15 protein-coding genes are annotated in these 15892 nt (G+C 58.5%); 10 read left to right on the top strand and 5 right to left on the bottom strand.

Going from position 1 to position 15892, the window contains the following annotated elements; all coding sequences use genetic code 11:
* Positions 1-3: 3 nt before the first annotated feature.
* Positions 4-657 carry a DUF4124 domain-containing protein gene (locus tag NLK58_RS15820; RefSeq protein WP_376788052.1) on the top strand — a complete coding sequence of 218 codons (654 nt, stop codon included), beginning with the start codon at positions 4-6 and terminating at the stop codon, positions 655-657.
* 109 nt (positions 658-766) lie between these two features.
* Here the strand turns inward: NLK58_RS15820 and NLK58_RS15815 are convergent, their stop codons facing one another.
* Positions 767-1192 carry a hypothetical protein gene (locus tag NLK58_RS15815; RefSeq protein ID WP_117619403.1) on the bottom strand — a complete coding sequence of 142 codons (426 nt, stop codon included), beginning with the start codon at positions 1190-1192 and terminating at the stop codon, positions 767-769.
* Positions 1193-1334: 142 nt separating this feature from the next.
* Positions 1335-1676: a DUF2782 domain-containing protein gene (locus NLK58_RS15810; RefSeq protein ID WP_341581265.1), complete on the bottom strand. Its 342-nt coding sequence runs from the start codon at positions 1674-1676 to the stop codon at positions 1335-1337.
* A gap of 87 nt (positions 1677-1763) precedes the next feature.
* Between NLK58_RS15810 and polA the strand changes: the two genes are divergently transcribed.
* Together polA and NLK58_RS15800 are read left to right on the top strand one after the other, a co-directional pair.
* On the top strand, positions 1764-4493 hold the full coding sequence (gene polA / locus NLK58_RS15805; protein WP_341581264.1) for a DNA polymerase I: 2730 nt from the start codon (positions 1764-1766) through the stop codon (positions 4491-4493).
* A gap of 131 nt (positions 4494-4624) precedes the next feature.
* The gene (locus tag NLK58_RS15800; RefSeq protein WP_227539317.1) at positions 4625-5095 is read left to right on the top strand and encodes a hypothetical protein; all 471 of its coding nucleotides are present in this window, start codon (positions 4625-4627) and stop codon (positions 5093-5095) included.
* 10 nt (positions 5096-5105) lie between these two features.
* Here the strand turns inward: NLK58_RS15800 and NLK58_RS15795 are convergent, their stop codons facing one another.
* From NLK58_RS15795 to NLK58_RS15785, 3 genes are all read right to left on the bottom strand, one after another.
* Positions 5106-6497, bottom strand: a complete 1392-nt coding sequence (locus NLK58_RS15795) for an outer membrane protein transport protein (protein WP_341581263.1) — start codon at positions 6495-6497, stop codon at positions 5106-5108.
* A gap of 118 nt (positions 6498-6615) precedes the next feature.
* A complete protein-coding gene (locus NLK58_RS15790) occupies positions 6616-7737 on the bottom strand; it encodes a PilT/PilU family type 4a pilus ATPase (protein WP_117619399.1) in 1122 nt (373 codons plus the stop codon).
* 218 nt (positions 7738-7955) lie between these two features.
* Positions 7956-8990 carry a type IV pilus twitching motility protein PilT gene (locus tag NLK58_RS15785; protein ID WP_008174189.1) on the bottom strand — a complete coding sequence of 345 codons (1035 nt, stop codon included), beginning with the start codon at positions 8988-8990 and terminating at the stop codon, positions 7956-7958.
* 140 nt (positions 8991-9130) lie between these two features.
* On the opposite strand from NLK58_RS15785, the gene NLK58_RS15780 reads away from it, so the two are divergent.
* From NLK58_RS15780 to NLK58_RS15750, 7 genes are all read left to right on the top strand, one after another.
* Positions 9131-9835, top strand: coding sequence for a YggS family pyridoxal phosphate-dependent enzyme (locus NLK58_RS15780; RefSeq protein WP_117619398.1), 705 nt, complete (start codon positions 9131-9133; stop codon positions 9833-9835).
* 61 nt (positions 9836-9896) lie between these two features.
* Entirely contained in the window at positions 9897-10730 is an 834-nt protein-coding gene (proC, locus tag NLK58_RS15775) for a pyrroline-5-carboxylate reductase (RefSeq protein ID WP_117619397.1), read from the top strand.
* A gap of 22 nt (positions 10731-10752) precedes the next feature.
* A complete protein-coding gene (locus NLK58_RS15770) occupies positions 10753-11337 on the top strand; it encodes a YggT family protein (protein WP_117619396.1) in 585 nt (194 codons plus the stop codon).
* 243 nt (positions 11338-11580) lie between these two features.
* On the top strand, positions 11581-13545 hold the full coding sequence (locus NLK58_RS15765; RefSeq protein ID WP_117619395.1) for a dynamin family protein: 1965 nt from the start codon (positions 11581-11583) through the stop codon (positions 13543-13545).
* Positions 13546-13672: 127 nt separating this feature from the next.
* Positions 13673-14821, top strand: a complete 1149-nt coding sequence (locus NLK58_RS15760; RefSeq protein ID WP_341581262.1) for a homoserine O-acetyltransferase — start codon at positions 13673-13675, stop codon at positions 14819-14821.
* A complete protein-coding gene (gene metW, locus NLK58_RS15755; RefSeq protein ID WP_117619393.1) occupies positions 14818-15423 on the top strand; it encodes a methionine biosynthesis protein MetW in 606 nt (201 codons plus the stop codon). Before NLK58_RS15760 ends, metW begins: the two co-directional genes overlap by 4 nt.
* Complete coding sequence (locus NLK58_RS15750) at positions 15420-15887, top strand: DUF4426 domain-containing protein (protein WP_117619392.1); 468 nt, start codon at positions 15420-15422, stop codon at positions 15885-15887. Before metW ends, NLK58_RS15750 begins: the two co-directional genes overlap by 4 nt.
* The last annotated feature ends 5 nt before the right edge of the window (positions 15888-15892 follow it).

Genomic DNA, 15892 nt, shown 5'->3' with positions numbered 1-15892 from the left:
TTAATGGCTAATCGTCTGACCGCATTTTCAGCCAGGGCTTGTACATGTGCGCTTATGCTGGGCATAGCGCCCCACGCCGCAGCCAACATGTACCGATACACGGATGCGAACGGCCAGGTTGTGATCAGCAGCACTATTCCCCAGGAAGCCACCAAACGGGGCTACGATATTCTGGGCAACAATGGTCGTGTGATCGAGACCATTCCTCCCGCGCCCACGGAAGAGGAAATTGCCGCCCGGGAAGCGGAAAAACAACGCCAGCAAGAGCTCGCCGAACAACGTGAGAAAGACAGGCAGTTGCTGAAGCGCTTCAGCCACCCGGATCAGGCGGTGAAAGCAATGCATCGAAAGATCCGGGAACTCGAGGGCCTGATCCAGCTCAAGCGAGGCAACATCTCGGTAATATCCAGCCAGCTGGACAGCGAACAAAGCCGCGCGGCCGATATGGAACGGACCGGACGCGACATACCTGAATCCATCCTTGAGAAAATCCGGAGGCTGGAGTCACAGATTCGGGACATTGAGCGGGAGATTGCCTCGCAAACCCAGGAAATTGAGGCACTGCAGAAGGCCTTCGAAGCCGATATAGAACGCCTGGAAGAAGTCACCGACGAGGCCCGGACACTGCCGCTGGAGCCCGCCGGGGAAACCAACTGATCGCCGCAGCCGGGCCGCACCGGAGCGCGGAATAAAAAGAAGGGCCAGCGGTGAACCGAAGGCCCTTCTTTCATTTCACTGACTGATCAAGTGAGATGCCTCACCGCTTTCAGGCGGAAGCAGCAGTGCTCTTCTTGGTAGTAGCGGTAGTCTTGTGCGCGGTGGTTTTGCGCGCAGCCGGCTTCTTGGCCTCAACGGACTTCTTGGCGTCCTGAGCGGCTTCGGAAACATCCTCGGCAGCTTCAGATACCGCGTCAGCGCCTTCAGCGGCCTCTTTTTCCAGCTTGGCGACCAGATCACCCGCGAAGCTGCCAAAGCGGCTGTTCAGGCTGCGCAGCTGGCCAAACAGGCTATCGCTGTAACCGTTGTAACGCTTGCGCAGGGTCTTGACGCTGTACTCACGCGCCTCGGCCTCCAGCTTTTCCGCGTAATCAAACGGCTTGGAGGCAAGCTTCTTCTGCTGCTCTTCAGCGGCATTGATGCCTTTATCGACGATTTCCTGAAGCTGTTCCTGATATGACTTGAGTTTACCCATGTCTGTTCTCCTATTGGTTTCCTGAAAGTTCCAAGGCGCTGCTAAAACTTCTTGGGAGCAGGCCTTGCTTCAAGCTCAGGATCCAAGTTACGCCGAAAAATTAGAATGTTCATACTAAAAGCGGGAAATAGACGAATCAGGGTTACCAGCGGAAAATAACCCAACGGGGCAGCAGCGTGTCGGACTCGGACTGCCGGACCCAACCACCACCGCCATCGGCAGGTACCAGGTAATATTCCGGCCCGACTTCCGGCACAACCTTGATTTCCATAAGCTGACCATTAACCCGGTACTCATAAAAGACCTCGTTCTCGCCGGGGCGGATAACAATTTGCGGGCCCTCGCCAGCAGGCTGATAATCGGAAACCACAACGGGCTCTTTCGGCGTTTCCACCGGCGTCTCGTTCAGCGCCCCTTTTTCCTGGGCCAGAGCAGCCAACGGCAAACAGACGAGTAGCAATGCCGGGCAGGCGATTCGTTTCATTTTCGTGATACCCTTTCGTCCATCGATTTCAGTACAGAGTTGCATAAGCCAACCCATGCTTCAATCAGAATCCGGACTTGTTTTGACATGACCAGCGAAAACACACCACCAGTGGTTCTTGTGGACGGATCGTCCTATCTTTTCCGTGCTTATCATGCACTTCCACCGCTGACCACCAGCAAGGACCACCCCACCGGTGCGATCAAGGGTGTGATCAGCATGATCCGGCGCCTGGAGCAGGATTTCCCCGGCTCAAAGATGGTGGTGGTCTTTGACGCCAAGGGCAAAACCTTCCGGCATGACCTGTACGAAGAGTACAAGGCCAACCGGCCGCCGATGCCTGAGGATCTGGCCTGCCAGATCGAACCCATCCACGAAATCGTGAAGGCCATGGGCCTGCCCCTGCTGACCGTAACCGGCGTAGAAGCGGACGACGTGATCGGTACACTGGCCGAAGAAGCCACCAGCAAGGGCATTGATGTGGTGGTTTCAACCGGCGACAAGGACATGGCGCAGCTGGTCAGCGACCACGTAACGCTGATCAACACCATGACCGAAACCCGGATGGACCGGGAGGGCGTGGTGGAAAAGTTCGGTGTTACCCCCGAGCAGATCGTTGACTACCTGGCCCTGGTGGGCGACAAGGTGGACAACATCCCGGGAGTTAACAAGTGCGGACCGAAAACCGCGGTGAAATGGCTGCAGACCTACGAAGATCTGGACAATCTGATTGAGCATGCCGATGAGATCAGAGGCAAGATTGGTGAGTACCTCCGGGAAGCCACTGAAACCCTCCCCCTGAGCCGCGAACTGGCCACCATCCGCACCGATGTGGAGCTGGACTTTGGCCTGGAAGATCTGGAGCTGCGTGAACAGGATGACCAGCAGCTGCTGGAACTGTTCCGGGAGTACGAATTCCGGAGCTGGATTGCTGAACTGGAGAGCAATAAAGACTCGCAAACACCGGCCGGTAAAAACTACAGCGAAAACCCGGCGCCCGAGGCCGGTAAAAACTACAGCGTTATTACCGATCAGAGCGATCTTGACCGCTGGTTGCAGCGCCTCAAATCCGCCGACCTTTTCGCCTTTGATACCGAAACCACGAGCCTTCGTTATATGGACGCCGAGATAGTTGGCGTCTCCTTTGCCATCACCCCGGGCGAAGCGGCTTATGTGCCCCTGGCTCACGACTACATGGGGGCTCCGGATCAGCTGGACCGTGAGGCGGTACTGGAACAGCTCAAGCCACTGCTTGAAGATCCGGGCCAGGCCAAAGTCGGACAGAACCTGAAGTACGACAAAAATGTGCTGGCCAATCACGGCATTTGCCTCGAGGGGATTGCCGAGGACACCATGCTTGAGTCCTATGTCCTGAATTCCGTGGCCACCCGCCACGATATGGACAGCCTCGCCATGCACTACCTGGGCGAAAAGACCATCAGCTTCGAGTCCATCGCCGGCAAGGGCGCCAGGCAGCTTACTTTCAACCAGATCGAGCTGGAGAAAGCCGCTCCCTACGCCGCCGAGGATGCGGACATCACCCTGCGCCTGCACCAGACCCTGAGATCAAGGCTGAAGCAAACCGGCAAACTGGCATCCGTTTACAAGGAAATCGACCTGCCCCTGGTACCAGTGCTCTCGCGTATGGAACAGCGGGGAACCCTGATCAGCGCGAGTACACTGCGCCGGCACAGCCAGGAGCTGGCCGAACGTCTGGCCGAACTGGAAAAGGAAGCCCACGACGTCGCAGGCGAGACCTTTAATCTGGGCTCCACCAAGCAACTCCAGGTCATTTTCTACGAAAGAATGGGCTTACCGGTCGTCAAGAAAACCCCCAAGGGCGCACCGTCAACCGCTGAGCCGGTGTTGCAGGAACTCGCTCATGACTATGAACTGCCGCGGCTGATCCTCGAACACCGGAGCCTGAGCAAGCTCAAGTCCACCTACACCGATACTCTGCCCGAGCTGATTCACCACCGGACGGGCCGTGTGCACACCTCTTACCATCAAGCCGTCACAGCGACCGGACGATTATCCTCCTCCGAGCCCAACCTGCAGAATATCCCTATCCGCAGCGAGCAGGGACGACGGATACGTCAGGCGTTTATCGCTCAGGAAGGGTACAAACTGGTCGCGGCGGATTATTCCCAGATCGAACTGCGGATCATGGCTCACCTGTCCGGCGACAAGGGACTGCTCACTGCCTTTGAACACGGGGAAGACATTCACAAGGCAACCGCGGCCGAAGTTTTCGGTGTAAACCTGGACGAGGTATCGGCGGACCAGCGCCGGAGCGCCAAGGCCATCAACTTTGGCCTGATCTACGGCATGTCCGCCTTTGGTCTCTCCCGGCAGCTGGATGTGGAACGCAAGCTGGCCCAGCAATACATCGACCGCTATTTCGAGCGTTACCCGGGGGTACTGAAATACATGGACAACATCCGCAAACAGGCCCACGAGGACGGTTTTGTGGAAACCCTGTTTGGTCGCCGCCTGTATCTGCCCGAAATCAACGCCCGAAACAAACAGCTGCAACAGGCTGCCGAGCGCACGGCCATCAACGCGCCCATGCAGGGCACCGCAGCGGACATTATCAAACGGGCCATGGTGGATGTGGAGAACTGGCTGCTCACCGAGCACGCCGACGAAGCCCGGATGACCATGCAGGTTCACGATGAACTGATTCTGGAAGTGAAGGAATCGGCCCTGGATAAAATCCGTAAAGGACTGGTGAAACGCATGTCGGCAGCCGCAGAACTGGATGTACCGCTGCTTGTGGAGGCCGGGGCCGGCGACAACTGGGACGAAGCCCACTGACCCACCCCAAAACAGGGCATGGACGCCCGCCAATGCACTGAAATGCGCCAGAGATTCAGAGCACAAAGGCGCCTGTTCCTGCCAGGGTTTCACGCCAGGGCGCGGCGGACACCGCCCCACCCGGATACGGCATGAAATTCGCTTCCGGCCCCAGGGTCGGCGCCTTGCCCATGCCGGATGTTCCGGGGCAACGCCATGTTGTGACACACTTTCCCGAGGCTCAAACCATGACTTCTCTGGCATCTGAACGTAGCTGGCTGCTGGACCCCGGCCTGCTGAAACTGGTTCACCAGTGCCGGCGCCTGATTCACTCAGAATTCGGCGTCAAACTGCATCTCACGGAAGAGCATCTGGAACAGCAACTGGCGGATTACGCCCGAAAAACCCGCTCAAGCCATCTGATCCGGACCTGGGAAACCCTGAAGCAACAGGTTCCGCAACTGAACATTGAACCCGAGGAAGAGGACAACGGCCTGAAGCGCACCTACCGCGGCCAGGTGATCGCCGACGCGCCACCTGTCACGGCCAATGAAAACGGCGAGGGAGAAAGCCACCCGCCACGGAAGAAAAAGGTCATCTACCGTGGCCAGGTGGTTGGCTGATCAGTGCGGGCTAGAAGGCTTTGCTAACCTGCAGAGCCGCACTCCAGGCACTCAGATCATAGGTGCCCTGGTAGTTGGCAGGCGTGGCGGGTTGAGTCGGGTTGTCATGACCATACTCACGATCATTCACCTTGGCGTCTCCGGAGAACAACAGCGTTCCCATGGCTGCGTCAACGGTCCAGCCGCCAGCAATCTCCTTCCACTGGGCACCCAGTGTCAGCCAGTGGCGGCCCTGGGAAGGTATGCGGGCAGTCACATATTGCTTGTTCACGGGTGACTCATCCCAGGCGTAGCCGGCCTTCAGTGCCCAGTCGGGCGTGACCTGCCATATGCCGCCAAGGTTAAGTTGCCAGGTATCCTGCCACTTTTCGGTGATGTGCGTGATCGGCTGGCCGGGCTGACGTCCGGTTGCCTGGGATACCTCACCACTCTGCCCCTCCCGGCTGTAGATATCGAGTTCTTCGAACCGGCTCCACCTGGCATAGGTAGCACCCGCCAGCAGGGTAAACGAGTCGTTAAAGCGATGCCGCAGACCAAGCGTTGCACTCCCGGGAATGGCCAGCGGAACCCGGACCTTTTCTGTCAGTGTTGTGGTCTGACCGGGCGAGGAAAGTACCGGGAAATCGGAGATGGTCGCGTCGCCGTCCAGATCGAGATCGGTGCCCGTCTGGACACTCAGGCCGATCTGGGTCATCCCGGACAGCTCATAAAGGACACCAACCCGGAATGTAGCGGCTATATCATCGCCTTCGATATCGGCATAAGGTTCATCCAGAGCCAGGGCAGCCGGGCCGGCAACAGCGCTCAGGTCCTGATACCGGCTGAGACGGCCCTCCGCGTAAATCAGGTTGATGCCGGCGCCCACGGACAGGCCATTACCGTTGTTCACGGAGATCGACGGAGTGAAGGCAATGGCCGTCAGCTCGGTCTTATCGGCAAAGAAGCGACCCGCAAAGTCGTCCTCGTAATCCGCTGCCAGCCCGTAGGGCGCATGGATACCGAAGCCAACGTCAACGCGGTCACTGACTTCATGAGTCAGGTAAAAGTTAGGCAGAACAGCCGGATCAGCGATATCACCACCCCCAGTCGCCGGCTGAACGGGAACTGCCGGGTTCCGACGAACCGCTGAGAGAGATGACTGCCGCGCCTCGGCATCAATATCCAGAACCGCCGCACCAAAAGATATATTGGTGCCGGACAACTGGCTCATACCGGCGGGATTAAACAGAGCCGTGGTGGCGTTCTCGGGATTGGCGGCGGCACCGGCATTGGCTGTGCCCATGGCACTGGCGCTCTGCTCGTTCAGGGAAAAGCCCCCCGCCAGGGCGCCCGCAGGTGCGGCAATTGCCGCAAGAGTGGTCAGCTGTATTGCTCGCGCAAGCATTGAGGAATTGTTGTGCATGGTCTCTCCTTGTTCTGTCGCGCGAAGTATACGCGGCGGAACCGACCAGCTTCAAATGCCATCCCTAACGGTTCAGCCCCCAACTACCTACGACCAAAGTCTGAGAGGGCAGCGAGTTCTAGTCGTCCTGAATCGAGAGCCTGTCCACCGAAGACGACAATTTATCCGCCCCCTGGGCATCGGCACCCAGTTTAATCATCAGGCGCAGATCATTGGCGGAGTCGGCATGAGCCAGAGCGTCTTCGTAGGTAATCGACCCTTCGGAGTATAGCTGGTAAAGCGCCTGATCGAAGGTTTGCATACCGGATTCGTTGGACTTGGCCATCAGCTCCTTCAGGCGATGCACCTCGCCCTTACGGATCAGGTCCGCCACCAGCGGGGTATTGATCAGCACCTCGATAACCGCCTTACGCCCTTTACCATCGGGTGTGGGAATGAGCTGTTGTGCCACAATGGCCCTGAGGTTCAGGGACAGGTCCATCCAGATCTGGTTATGCTGTTCCGGCGGGAAAAACTGAATGATCCGGTCCAGCGCCTGGTTGGCGTTGTTGGCGTGCAATGTTGCCAGGCACAGGTGGCCGGTTTCGGCAAACTGCACCGAGTATTCCATGGTCTGGCGGGTACGCACCTCACCAATCAGAATAACGTCCGGCGCCTGACGCAGGGTATTCTTCAGAGCCACTTCGAAGCTTTCGGTATCAATCCCCACTTCCCGCTGGGTCACGATACAGCCCTGGTGCTGGTGTACGAATTCGATCGGATCCTCGATGGAGATAATGTGGCCACGGCTGTTGCGGTTACGGTGCCCCAGCATGGCCGCCAGCGAGGTGGACTTGCCGGTACCGGTGGCACCCACAAACATGATCAGGCCCCGCTTGGTCATGGCCAGATCCTTGATCACCCCCGGCAGGGCAAGGTCGTCAATCTGGGGGATCTTCACCTCAATCCGGCGCAATACCATGCCGCACAGGTTACGCTGGAAGAAGGCGCTGACCCGGAAACGGCCAATGCCCCGGGCGCTGATCGCAAAGTTACATTCGTGGGTTTCCTCAAACTCGGCGCGCTGTTTCTCGTTCATCGAGCCGTAGACAAATTCCCTCGTCTGCTCCGGCGTCAGCGCGTTCTTGGTGACCGGCAGCACTTTCCCGTTCACCTTCATGCTCGGCGGCACACCCGCGGTAATAAACAGGTCCGAACCGCCCTTTTCCACCATCAGCCGTAACAGTTTTTCGAATTCCATTTTTCTACCCAGTCTTCATTATTTGGTGCCTGGGTGGGGCGGGTACTGCTTCCCGGGACACGCTGTGAATACATCCATGTAAGCTTGACTGCAGCATCCATGCTGCAGACAGTCCCGGGAAGCAGTACCCGCCCCACCCCTCAAACTCAATTCGGGGAGTCCGGCTGGATTACCCCGCGGCTCCCGGCACCCAAACTCCAGCCCCGGGAGCACCATTGTTAAAAGTTATCCGGCATCTTCGCCTTGGCCCGCGCCGCTTCGCGGGATATCAGCCCTTTCTGCAACAACCGCTCCAGACACTGATCCAGTGTCTGCATGCCCAGGGAACCACCGGTCTGGATCGAGGAATACATCTGGGCGATTTTGTCCTCACGGATCAGGTTACGGATTGCCGACGTACCAATCATGATCTCGTGTGCCGCAATCCGGCCGCCACCCATCTTTTTCATCAGGGTCTGGGAAATAACCGCCTGCAGGGATTCCGACAACATCGAACGCACCATGGACTTTTCCTCGGCCGGGAACACATCCACCACCCGGTCGATGGTCTTGGCTGCAGAGGTGGTGTGCAGGGTGCCGAACACCAGGTGGCCGGTTTCCGCGGCGGTGAGGGCCAGGCGAATGGTCTCCAGATCCCGGAGCTCACCTACCAGGATAATGTCCGGGTCTTCCCGCAGTGCCGAACGCAGCGCTTCGTTGAAGCCCAGGGTATCCCGGTGCACTTCCCGCTGGTTCACCAGACATTTCTTGGAGTCATGCACGAATTCGATAGGGTCCTCAATGGTGAGGACGTGCTCGTAACGGGTATCGTTGATGTAGTCGATCATTGCGGCCAGCGTGGTGGACTTACCGGAACCGGTCGGGCCGGTCACCAGCACAAGCCCGCGGGGCACCGAAGACACATCCTTGAAGACCTGGCCCATGCCCAGATCTTCCATGGTCAGAACCTTGGAGGGGATAGTCCGGAACACCGCACCGGCACCGCGGTTCTGGTTGAAGGCGTTGACACGGAAACGGGCCACACCCGGCACTTCAAAGGAAAAGTCGGTTTCCAGGAATTCTTCGTAGTCCTTGCGCTGCTTGTCGTTCATGATGTCGTAGATCAGCCCGTGGACTTCTTTGTGCTCCATGGGCGGCAGGTTGATGCGGCGAACGTCCCCATCAACACGAATCATCGGTGGCAGGCCGGCAGACAGGTGCAAGTCAGACGCACCCTGTTTGGCCGAAAAGGCAAGCAGTTCAGTAATATCCATAGGAATCCTCGGAAGGCTTTTTCTTTTATCCCGGTCGCATGCGCCCGGCGAGGCCCCGGCGTGGTTCACTTGGCATTTCAGTGACCTGCGGGTAACGTGTCATCGTACAAGTGACAGACCGGACATGGCATTTTCACACTATGAGCAGCATAGCAGACAACATCGGGAGCGTAACCCGACGCATACAAAAAGCAACATTGCAGGCGGGCCGCGAGCCGGGAGCCGTGCAGCTGCTCGCCGTGAGCAAGGCGCGACCGCCTGACGATCTGCATGAGGCCTACGCCGCGGGGCAGCGCGCGTTCGGTGAGAGTTACCTTCAGGAAGCCCTGGCGAAGATCGAAGCGCTGGCGGATCTCGACGGCATCGAGTGGCATTTCATCGGCCCGGTACAATCCAACAAGACCCGACAAATTGCGTCTGCCTTTTCCTGGGTCCACAGTGTCGATCGCCTCAAGATTGCCCGTCGACTCAGTGAGCAACGAGACCCGGGTATGCCACCATTGAATATCTGCCTTCAGGTCAATATTAATGAGGAAGACAGCAAATCAGGTAGCAGAATTACGGAGCTTCCGGAACTGGTGGCCGCCATCGGCGAGTTACCGAACCTGAAATTGAGAGGCCTGATGGCCATTCCGGACCCGGACCAGCCCGAGGCAGAGCTGAGGACCAGCTTCCGGAAACTGGCCAACACCCTGAAGCAACTGAAAACGGATTATCCAGACGCAGGCCCCCTGGACACACTGTCCATGGGCATGTCCGGCGACCTGGACATTGCCATTGCCGAAGGGGCCACCTGGGTGAGAGTGGGCACTGCACTGTTTGGCAAGCGGCCAGCAAAGAGCTGAAGCGGCCGGTTCCTGCTATCATCAGGTCCAGACGTTTAACCGATCAACCGGGGAGTGAACCTTGAGCACATCACCAACCATTTCTTTTATTGGCGCCGGCAACATGGCCAGCGCCATCATTGGCGGTATGCTGGACAACGGCTACAAGGCCGGCGACATCTGGGTCAGCGCACCGGATGACGCGCACCTGCAATCCATCCGCAAGCGTTTCGGCGTGAGCGTCACCACCGACAATCGCTACTGCGCCCAACAGGCTGACATGGTGGTACTCGCGGTCAAACCCCAGGTGATGGCCGATGTCTGTCGCGATATTGCTCCGGTGGTGCAGAACACCCGACCACTGATGGTTTCCATTGCCGCCGGCCTGACTGTTGACACGCTGGATGGCTGGCTCGGTGGCGGGTTGCCCCTGGTCAGGGTGATGCCCAACACGCCGTCTCTGGTCGGCAAAGGGGCTGCCGGCCTCTTTGCCAACAAGGACGTAAAAGACAACCAGAAGAAGATGGTGGAGTCGGTGTTCGAGAGCATCGGGTCAGCGCTGTGGGTCGACGACGAAAACCTTCTGCATGGCGTTACCGCCCTTTCCGGCAGCGGGCCGGCCTATTTCTTCCTGATGCTCGAAGCACTCGAGGAAGTGGCGACGGAAGCCGGCATCGCCGCTGGCACCGCCCGGGAACTGGCCATCCAGACCATGGCAGGGGCTGCCGAGATGGCCGCCCGCAGTGAACACGATCCCGGCCAGCTCAAGCGTAATGTGATGTCGCCCGGAGGCACCACGGAGCAGGCCATCAATACCTTTGAAGCGGGCGGTATGCGGGATCTGGTCCGCAAGGCCTACAACGCGGCGTTCAAGCGCTCGGAAGAAATGGCCAAAGAACTGGCTGGCAAACAGTAACCGATAACGGAGACACGGCTTCATGCTGGCAGACATTCTGATTACCATCCTGCTGATCGCATCCACCTTTTATCTGACCATTGTCCTGTTGCGGTTCCTGCTTCAGCTGGCCAGGGCGGATTTCTACAACCCGATCACCCAGTTTGCGGTCAAGGCCACCAACCCCCTGCTACGGCCACTCCGGCGCTTTATCCCAGGGTGGGGCGGAATTGACGGTGCCGCTTTGGTTCTGGCGGTCATTATCCAGGCCATCACCCTCTTCCTGATTCTGATCGCCCTGAACGGCGGTATTCCCGCCATGAACCCGCTCACCCTGTTGGTCTGGGCGGTACTGAACGTGCTGGATCTGATCGTGAAGATCTACTTCTGGTCAGTCATTGCCGTCGTGGTTGTCAGTTGGATAGCGCCCGGCAGCGGCCATCCGGCGATTCAGCTGGTTGCCCAGATCACCGAACCGGTGATGCGCCCGGTGCGTAGCATCATACCCTCCATGGGCGGCCTGGATCTGTCACCGATCATTGTCTTCCTGATTCTGAATGTCATTTCGGTGGTCATTGGACATATGAAAGTGGCAGCAGGGCTGGGATCCATCGGACTCGGACTGTAAACCGCGTCTCAAATATACATTTTGTAACACTTAGCGACGAAAACGATTATTGCTTGGCTGCAGGCTCAGGATTCTGATTTTGCAGCCTTTTTTATGATTACTCTTTCAACTCACCCAATTTGACCCCCGCAGCCCAGCCGCAAACATTACCGGGACAGGATAGTATTACCGGTAATTAATCCGTCACCCGTGAGCACCCCGTTTTGCCCGGGATACCCGGAAGTCGCGCAGAAGGAAAATCCGATGAACCCACAGGGAACTCTGTCGCAGCAGGTAGAGGCTTACCACAACTGGAAAAAAGAGCTGATCCGCCAGATTGGCCGCTACCGGTTATGGCTGCAGGATAACAATCTGTTTTCCGACGATATCAGCATCCGCATTCGCCACGGGCTCGAATTGCTTATTGAGGACGAACTGACCATTGCGTTTGTCGGAGAGTACTCCCGCGGCAAGACCGAGCTGATTAACGCCCTGTTCTTCTCGGAATACGGCCAACGTATGCTGCCGTCCCAGGCCGGGCGCACCACCATGTGTCCCACCGAGCTGTTTTTCGATCGTAGCGCCAACGAGAATTATCTGCTTCTGTTGCCGATTGAAACCCGAAACGGCGATCTGTCCCTGCAACAACTGCGCAAACAGCCGGAACGTTGGGTCAAGCACGAACTGGACGAGCGCGACCCCGAAATCATGCGCGAAGTACTGGCCGAGGTGGCCCGGGTCAAGAGCGTGCCGCCGGAAGAGGCCCGAAGCCTTGGGTTTGACGAGAATATGCTGGAGCATGACCGCAACAACCCGGGCAATGTTCAGGTGCCGGCATGGCGTAACGCCCAGATCAGCATCCGACACCCGCTGTTCGAGCGCGGGCTCCGCATACTCGACACCCCGGGGCTGAACGCCCTGGGTTCCGAGCCCGAACTGACCATCAGCATGCTGCCCCGGGCCCATGCCATAATCTTCGTGCTCAGCGCCGACACCGGCGTAACCGCCAGTGACATGACCATCTGGAAAGAGCATATCGACACCCAGCACGCAGACCATCGTGCCGGCCGCTTTGCCGTTCTGAACAAAATCGATGTGCTCTGGGACGACCTGCAGGGTGAGCGCCACACTCAGGAAGCCATCGGGCGGGTGCGCAGCTATACCGCCGACCATCTGGGCATGCGCCAGCATGACGTCATCCCCGTCTCCGCCAAACAGGGCCTGATGGCAAGAGTCAGGCGGAACAGTGAACTTTTCGACCGCTCCAATATTGGTCAGCTCGAACAACTGATTATACAGCGCATCCTGATGCACAAGGAGCAGCTGATCACCCAAAGCCTGATCAACGATCTTATGGGCATGCTGCAGAACAGTCAGGCAGCCATGCAATATCGCCTGGAATCCCTGGAAGAGGAACTCCAGGCCTGTGCCGGCGCGACCATGGACAAAGCGGCATTGGGCCGGCTGGCCGAGCGGGCCCAGAAAGACTACGACTACTACTACAAGAAGCTGATCACCCTGCGCTCCAGCCGGCGCCTGATGGACTCCCAGGGTAACCTGCTGAAAAAGCTGGTTAGCGAGGAGCGCCTTGAGGGCCACGCCGAGCGAGTCCGCGATAACATGTCGAAAAGCTGGACCACAGCCGGCATGAACCGCGCCATGGATCAGTTCTTTGAGCTGCTTGAGAGTGATCTGACCAACCTGCTGAGCGAAGGTCATCTGGCCGAGAAAATGGTGGGCGCCATATACCGCCGCTACAACGAGGATAACCGTGCCCGCCACCTGGAACCCATACCTCTGCGGGCCGGCCGCCACGTCATTGCCATCCGCGAACTGCGGAAAAAGGCCCGCCGCTTCCGCAGCAGCCCGAAAAACCTGCTGACCGAGCAATCCGTCCTGGTTCGCCGCTTCTTCAATGTCATGGTCGGTGAAGCCCGCACCCTGCACGCCCGGGTGCGCAAAGACGTCGAGCGCTGGCCATCGGAAGCATTGCTGCCCATTATGCAATTCTCAATGGAACAGAAGCAGTTGCTGGAACACCAGATCCGGCGCCTGCGCGACATGGTCCGCAATGACCGGGACAGCCGGGCCGAGCGTCAGCGCCTGAATCACGCCATCACCGACCTCCGCCGACAACTGGAACTGGCCGATGCCATGCAGCGCCAGATCCGCAAGCCGGCCCCTACCCTGATCCAGCAGAAAGTGGTAAACATCTCCGGGGCTGTGTAAGCCCCGCCACAGCGACCATGCAGGCGGTTGCAGCCATCACGCCCCGGCTTTAAACTGCTGGGCTGGCGATGGCTTTGCCGTTGCCGTTCCAGACACTTACGGATCGAACCAGGAACCTCTCGCGCCGATGCCCGATTCCCTGCCTGCGGATTCTGTTGGGATAGTCACCCCGCAGACCTATCATTTCGACGCTCCCATTGATCTGGCCTGTGGCCAGACCCTGGAAAATTATAACCTGGTGGTCGAGACTTACGGCAAACTGAACGCGGATGCGAGCAACGCCGTGCTCATCTGCCACGCATTGAGCGGGCATCACCACGCCGCCGGCTATCATTCCGCCGAAGACCGCAAGCCGGGCTGGTGGGACAGCTGCATCGGGCCGGGAAAACCCATCGATACCGACCGTTTTTTTGTCGTCAGCCTGAACAACCTCGGAGGCTGCCACGGCAGCACCGGCCCGATCAGCACCAACCCCGCGACCGGCAAACCTTACGGGCCGGAGTTTCCGGTCATTACCGTCGGCGACTGGGTAAAAAGCCAGGCCCTGCTGGCGGACCGGCTCGGCATTGATTGCTGGGCCGCCGTGGTCGGGGGGTCCCTGGGCGGCATGCAGGCAATGCAGTGGAGCCTGGACTACCCGGGCCGCCTGCGGCATGCGGTGGTTATTGCCTCCACACCCCGGCTGACGGCCCAGAATATTGCCTTTAACGAGGTGGCGCGCCAGGCCATCACCTCAGACCGGGAATTCCATGACGGCCGCTATTACGACTTCGATACCGTACCCCGCCGGGGCCTTATGCTGGCGCGTATGGTCGGGCACATCACCTATCTGTCCGATGCCTCCATGGGCGAGAAGTTTGGCCGCGAACTGAGGGACCAGGCCTATAAGTTCGGCTACGACGCCGAATTCCAGGTGGAAAGCTACCTGCGTTACCAGGGCGAGCGATTCTCCGAATCCTTCGACGCCAACACCTACCTGTTGATGACCCGGGCACTGGATTACTTTGATCCGGCCTATGAGTTCGGCGGCGATCTGTCCAAGGCCCTCGCTGCCGCCACCTGCGAATACTTGGTCCTTTCCTTCAGTACTGACTGGCGCTTCACTCCGGCCCGCTCGGAAGAGATGGTTAACGCCATGATCGCGGCCAGGCGCAAAGTCAGCTACGCTGAAGTGGACGCACCCTGGGGGCACGATGCCTTTTTGATTCCCACGCCACGGTATACTGATATTTTCAACGCCTACATGGACCGCGTCGCAAGGGAGGTTGGTGCATGAGACCGGATCTCAACATCATCCAGCAATGGGTTCAGCCCGGCCACCATGTGCTTGATCTGGGCTGTGGTGATGGCACCCTGCTCGACTTCCTTCACCGGGAGCGAGGCGCCAGCGGCTTTGGCCTGGAGATCAACCCGGACCACATCACAACCTGCATGGGCAGGGGCGTGGCGGTCATCGAACAGAACCTGGACACCCAGGGGCTGGGCAACTTTGATGACGGAAGCTTCGATATTGTTCTGATGACCCAGGCGCTGCAGGCCGTGCGCAGGCCAGACAAGGTTCTGGATGAAATGCTGCGGGTCGGCAGCGAGGGTATTGTCACCTTTCCGAACTTTGCCCACTGGCGCCTGCGCTGGGGACTGACCCTGAGCGGGCGTATGCCCGAATCCGAGGCACTGCCGTATAAATGGTATAACACGCCCAACATACGGCTGTGCACCTTCAAGGATTTTGAAGCCCTGTGCCGACAGAAAGGCATTAAAATCAAAAGCCGGCGGGTGGTGGACGGCCAGCACCAGAACAGCTGGCTGGCTCGCCTGTGGCCAAACCTGCTGGGCGAGATTGCCATTTACCGAATTACACGGGAGACCGAACAATGATCGAAAAAACCGTTTCCACATGCCGCAGCCTTCTGCGCAACCTCCTGGTTGTCACACTCATTGGCCTGTTCAGCGCTCAGGTCCATGCGGGTTCAAAAAACTTCGGTGACTACACCGTACTCTGGAGCGTTTTTCCCAGCACTTTTCTGGCCCCGGAGATTGCCAAAGCCAACAACCTTCAGCGCAGCAAGGGCATTGGCATCGTCAACATTGCCATCATGGAGGAAAACGAGGACGGCTCCATGTCTCCGGTGAGCGGCCAGGTGGAGGGCAAGGTGGCCAACGATGTCCAGCAGGTGCGATTTCTGGCGTTCCGCCGGATTCAGGAAGGTGATTCCGTCTATTTCATCGCCGAGTACCAGTACCCGTCCGGTGAGCTGATGACCTTCAACATCACCGCTCGCCCCACCGGCCATCAGCAGGATCTGGCGGTACGGTTTGCCCACACACTGTTCAACGATTGAGCCCG

Source organism: Marinobacter metalliresistant, from assembly GCF_038098645.1.
Classification (GTDB): domain Bacteria; phylum Pseudomonadota; class Gammaproteobacteria; order Pseudomonadales; family Oleiphilaceae; genus Marinobacter; species Marinobacter metalliresistant.
Note: the sequence above shows the minus strand (reverse complement) of the source record. Positions and strands in the feature narration are given on the sequence as shown.

Excerpts from the sequence above, each read along its gene's own strand:
- NLK58_RS15765 (WP_117619395.1), top strand. The coding sequence starts at position 11,581 with ATGAACCCACAGGGAACTCTGTCGCAGCAGGTAGAGGCTTACCACAAC.
- NLK58_RS15770 (WP_117619396.1), top strand. The coding sequence starts at position 10,753 with ATGCTGGCAGACATTCTGATTACCATCCTGCTGATCGCATCCACCTTT.
- NLK58_RS15815 (WP_117619403.1), bottom strand. The coding sequence starts at position 1,192 with ATGGGTAAACTCAAGTCATATCAGGAACAGCTTCAGGAAATCGTCGAT.
- NLK58_RS15760 (WP_341581262.1), top strand. The coding sequence starts at position 13,673 with ATGCCCGATTCCCTGCCTGCGGATTCTGTTGGGATAGTCACCCCGCAG.
- NLK58_RS15750 (WP_117619392.1), top strand. The coding sequence starts at position 15,420 with ATGATCGAAAAAACCGTTTCCACATGCCGCAGCCTTCTGCGCAACCTC.
- polA (WP_341581264.1), top strand. The coding sequence starts at position 1,764 with ATGACCAGCGAAAACACACCACCAGTGGTTCTTGTGGACGGATCGTCC.
- NLK58_RS15790 (WP_117619399.1), bottom strand. The coding sequence starts at position 7,737 with ATGGAATTCGAAAAACTGTTACGGCTGATGGTGGAAAAGGGCGGTTCG.
- NLK58_RS15820 (WP_376788052.1), top strand. The coding sequence starts at position 4 with ATGGCTAATCGTCTGACCGCATTTTCAGCCAGGGCTTGTACATGTGCG.
- NLK58_RS15810 (WP_341581265.1), bottom strand. The coding sequence starts at position 1,676 with ATGAAACGAATCGCCTGCCCGGCATTGCTACTCGTCTGTTTGCCGTTG.
- NLK58_RS15785 (WP_008174189.1), bottom strand. The coding sequence starts at position 8,990 with ATGGATATTACTGAACTGCTTGCCTTTTCGGCCAAACAGGGTGCGTCT.
- NLK58_RS15780 (WP_117619398.1), top strand. The coding sequence starts at position 9,131 with ATGAGCAGCATAGCAGACAACATCGGGAGCGTAACCCGACGCATACAA.
- metW (WP_117619393.1), top strand. The coding sequence starts at position 14,818 with ATGAGACCGGATCTCAACATCATCCAGCAATGGGTTCAGCCCGGCCAC.
- NLK58_RS15800 (WP_227539317.1), top strand. The coding sequence starts at position 4,625 with ATGAAATTCGCTTCCGGCCCCAGGGTCGGCGCCTTGCCCATGCCGGAT.
- NLK58_RS15795 (WP_341581263.1), bottom strand. The coding sequence starts at position 6,497 with ATGCACAACAATTCCTCAATGCTTGCGCGAGCAATACAGCTGACCACT.